Origin of the sequence: Actinocrinis sp. (genome assembly GCF_035653575.1) — a bacterium.
Taxonomy (GTDB): Bacteria; Actinomycetota; Actinomycetes; order Streptomycetales; family Catenulisporaceae; genus Actinocrinis.
On the sequence record NZ_DASRBQ010000173.1, the window covers coordinates 1 to 3947 of the forward strand.

General features: G+C 68.7%; 4 protein-coding genes. 3 read left to right on the forward strand and 1 reads right to left on the reverse strand.

From position 1 onward, the window contains the following. Positions 1 to 100: 100 nt before the first annotated feature. Entirely contained in the window at positions 101 to 655 is a 555-nt protein-coding gene (locus VFA06_RS23595; protein WP_324842886.1) for a helix-turn-helix domain-containing protein, read from the reverse strand. 81 nt (positions 656 to 736) lie between these two features. On the opposite strand from VFA06_RS23595, the gene VFA06_RS23600 reads away from it, so the two are divergent. The 3 genes from VFA06_RS23600 to eno form a co-directional block, all read left to right on the forward strand. Continuing rightward, positions 737 to 1750 (forward strand): NADP-dependent oxidoreductase, encoded by a 1014-nt coding sequence (locus VFA06_RS23600; RefSeq protein ID WP_324842887.1) that lies wholly within the window; start codon positions 737 to 739, stop codon positions 1748 to 1750. 10 nt (positions 1751 to 1760) lie between these two features. After that, positions 1761 to 3005: a cytochrome P450 gene (locus VFA06_RS23605; protein WP_324842888.1), complete on the forward strand. Its 1245-nt coding sequence runs from the start codon at positions 1761 to 1763 to the stop codon at positions 3003 to 3005. 55 nt (positions 3006 to 3060) lie between these two features. After that, on the forward strand, positions 3061 to 3947 hold an 887-nt coding region (gene eno / locus VFA06_RS23610), incomplete at its 3' end, for a phosphopyruvate hydratase (RefSeq protein WP_324842889.1).

A 3947-nucleotide genomic window follows, 5' to 3' on the forward strand; every position in this document is an offset into this window, starting at 1 on the left:
CGCGTGACCTCTCACCCGCGACTCAGACCACGATCGGAACGGCGTGTATTTCGTCCGCGCGATGCCCGGCGCGCTCGCGGACACGTTGGACGGCTGCCGCTCAGATCAAGGAGCGCAGCTCGTCCGCGGCTTGGGCGATAAGCGCCGCGAGGTCCTGGGCCGGGGTGCCGGACCACGCGCGACTCGCGCGTTCGAAAATGGCGGCGCCCGCGCGTGCGGCCAGGCGTGCAGTGGGCTCGGGGATCCCGCGCTGCTCGAGTGCGCCGATCAGCGCTTCGGTCAGCGAAGCCGACTTGGTGTGGGCCCTCTCCTGTAGCGCAGGGGAGGTCACGATGATCTGAGCCCGCCGCTCGGCTGTCGGACGGCCGGCGACGAACAGCGGTACCGCCGCGGTGTAGGCGCGCAGGACGAGTGAGAGCGGCGAGGTCGTCTCCTGCGCCGACGCGATCGCGGCGATCATGACCTCACGCAGCTCTGCCTCGCCGTCGAACAGCACCTCGCGCTTGTCGGCGAAGTGCCGGAAGTAAGTCCTCTCCGTCACCCCGGCCCTGGCGGCGATCTCCGCGGTGGTCGTGGCCTCATAGCCCCGCTCGGCATAAAGATCCAAGGCCGCCTCACGCAGTCTCGCCCGCGCTTGGGCGCCGCTTCTCGGCATGGCCACATCCTAGTTGGTGTCAGTCACTGTCGCTTCCTGATAGTGTCAGTGACTGTCACTACGACTTGAAGGAGAGGGCCAATGCCCGGTGTTTCATCTCGCGCCATCCGCTTCCACGAGATCGGGGAGCCTCTCGACGTGCTGCGGCAGGAGCACGTCGAGATCCCGGATCCGCCGAGCGGCAGCGTGCGCGTGCGCGTCTTGGCCACAGGGCTCAATCCCGCGGACTGGGAGCTGTGTCGCGGGTTCATGCCGGGATCGCTACCTCGCGGGATCGGTTACGACGTGGCCGGCATCGTCGAAGCGGTCGGTCCGGACGTGGCCGACGTCGACCAGCACACCGGCGCCGAGGGCGAGCCCGGCAGCAGTGCTGTAGGGGTCGGCGACGTCGTCTTCGGGACGGCCGACTTCGTCAGGCAGCCGAGTGCCGGGGCGGCCGACTTCGCCATCCTGAACAACTGGTCCCCAGTGCCGGCCGGACTCGACCCGGTGCAGGCAGCGACCTTGCCGATGGTCGTGCAGACGGCCGCATGGACCCTCGAGCTCATGGACCTCCAGCCGGGCGCCACGCTCCTGGTCCACGGCGCTGGCGGGATGGTCGGGTACGCCGCCGTGCAGATCGCGCTGCGCCGCGGCGCGCACGTGATCGCCACCGCCGGTCCCACATTCACCGCAGACCTCGAGGGCTTCGGCGCCCGCGTCACCGCCTACGGCGAGGGAATGCCGGCCCGCGTGCGCGCGCTCACCGGCGGTGACGACGTCGATCTCGTCCTCGATACGCCCCGCCCGAGCCCGGGGACGCTGCCCGACCTCATTGCCCTGGCCGGCGGTGATCCGCGCCGCGTGGTGACGATCAGCAACCATGAGGAGGCCCGGAACCTCGGCGCGCGCGTCAACCTCGACGAACTGCGGCCCGGCCTGACGCCGCTGGCCGTCCTGCTGCCGCAGTACGCATCGCTCGCCGCCGAAGGAGCGTTCCGTCTCCCGATCGCGAAGTCGTATCCGCTCGAGCAGTGGCGCGACGCCGTCCACCTGAGCCTCTCGGGTAACCCGCACGGCAAAGTCGTACTGCTGCCCGGGGAGAGCGGCGTGTGAACATGGGGTCGTGACGGAAGCGCCCGCGTTGTTCAGCCGCGCGTTCATCGATGATCCATATCCGGCTTATGCCTTGCTGCGCGAGCAGTCGCCCGTGCACAAGACCCGGTTGCCGAACGGCGTTGAGGCGTACCTGGTTACCCGATACGAGGACGCTAAGGCACTCCTAGCCGACGCGAGGTTGTCGAAGAATGCGGCGGTTTCCTACCCCGGATGGCAGCCCGGGCGGACTGGGATCCCCGGGGAGCACCGCTCGGGCATCGCCGCACACCTGCTCAACCTTGACCCGCCGGATCACACTCGACTGCGGCGCCTCGTGTCGAAGGCCTTCACGCCGCGCCGTGTGGCGGACTTCGAGCCGCGGGTGGTCGAAATCGCCGATCGTCTGCTCGATGCGTTTGGCCCCGAGCCAGTCGATTTGGTCAGGGCGTATGCGTTTCCGCTGCCGGTGATCGTCATCTGTGAAATGTTGGGCGTGCCGCCCGAGGATCAGCCGATCTTCCATGAGTGGGCCAACGGGATGATCGATCGGAGCGGGCCACGCGGCGGGGTCGGTCGTTCGGTCAAGCGCGTACGCGGCTATCTCAAAGACCTCATCCACAAGAAGCGGCTCGCCCTGCCCGCCGATCCGGCGACGGACGACTTGCTGTCCGCGCTCATCCGCGCTTCGGATCAAGGCGAGCACCTGACTGAGGAGGAGGCCGCCGCGATGGCCTTCATCCTGCTCTTCGCGGGCTTCGAGACAACCTCCGGCTTGATCGGTAACGGGACTCTCGCCTTGCTCACCCATCAGCAACAGCTAGCGAAGCTCAAAGCGGATCCCGGCCTGCTGGGGTCCGCAGTCGAGGAGTTGCTGCGCTACGACGGGCCGGTCGAGTTCGGCACCTGGCGCTTCACCACGGAACCGATCGTGGTCGGCGGTGTTCGCATCGCGGCGGGGGAGCCGGTCTTGGCGGTGCTCGCCGCGGCGGACAGAGACCCGAGTCGCTTCACTGATCCGGACACGCTTGACCTCAGCCGCGACGAAGGCGGGAACCTGGCCCTCGGGCACGGCATCCACTTCTGCCTCGGCGCACCGCTCGCGCGGCTGGAGGGCCGGATCGCTTTCTCGCGCCTCTTCACGCGCTTCCCGGACCTGACTCTCGCGGTACCGCCGGAGAGGCTGCGCTGGAGCTCAGGCCTGATCATGCGGAATCTGCACGAGTTACCCGTCCGTACTTCGAGCCCGGTTCGCCCCGATCACGCAGCCCACTAGTCTATTTCCCGGCATCTAGAAGAAGCGTCCATCAGGACACAAAGGAGTTACGCACGTGGCGTCCATCGAAGCAGTCGGCGCGCGGGAAATCCTCGACTCCCGCGGCAACCCCACGGTCGAGGTCGAGGTAGCGCTCGACGACGGCACCATCGCCCGCGCCGCCGTGCCGTCCGGCGCGTCCACCGGCGCCTTCGAGGCGGTGGAGCTGCGTGACGGGGACAAGGCGCGCTACGGCGGCAAGGGCGTGACCAAGGCCGTGCTCGCCGTGCTCGACGAGATCGGCCCGGCGCTGATCGGCTTCGACGCCCACGAGCAGCGGCTGATCGACCAGGAGCTGATCGACCTGGACGGCACCCCGAACAAGTCCCGAGTCGGCGCGAACGCGATCCTCGGCGTCTCGCTCGCGGTGGCCAAGGCCGCCGCCGAGTCCGCCGAGCTGCCGCTGTTCCGCTACCTCGGCGGCCCGAACGCGCACGTCCTGCCGGTGCCGATGATGAACATCATCAACGGCGGCGCCCATGCGGACTCCAACGTGGACATCCAGGAGTTCATGATCGCGCCGATCGGCGCGGAGACCTACGGCGAGGCGCTGCGCTGGGGCGCGGAGACCTACCACGCGCTCAAGTCCGTGCTCAAGTCCCGCGGCCTGTCCACCGGCCTCGGCGACGAGGGCGGCTTCGCCCCGAACCTGGACTCGAACCGGGCCGCGCTCGACCTGATCCTGGAGGCGATCGAGAAGGCCGGCTACACCCCCGGCCAGGAGATCGCGCTGGCCCTGGACGTGGCCGCCACCGAGCTGTACAAGGACGGCGCCTACACCCTCGAGGGCAAGCAGTTCTCCGGCGCCGAGCTGAGCTCGTACTACGCCGACCTGGTCGCGAACTACCCGCTGGTGTCCATCGAGGACTCGCACAGCGAGGAGGACTGGGACGGCTGGAAGGC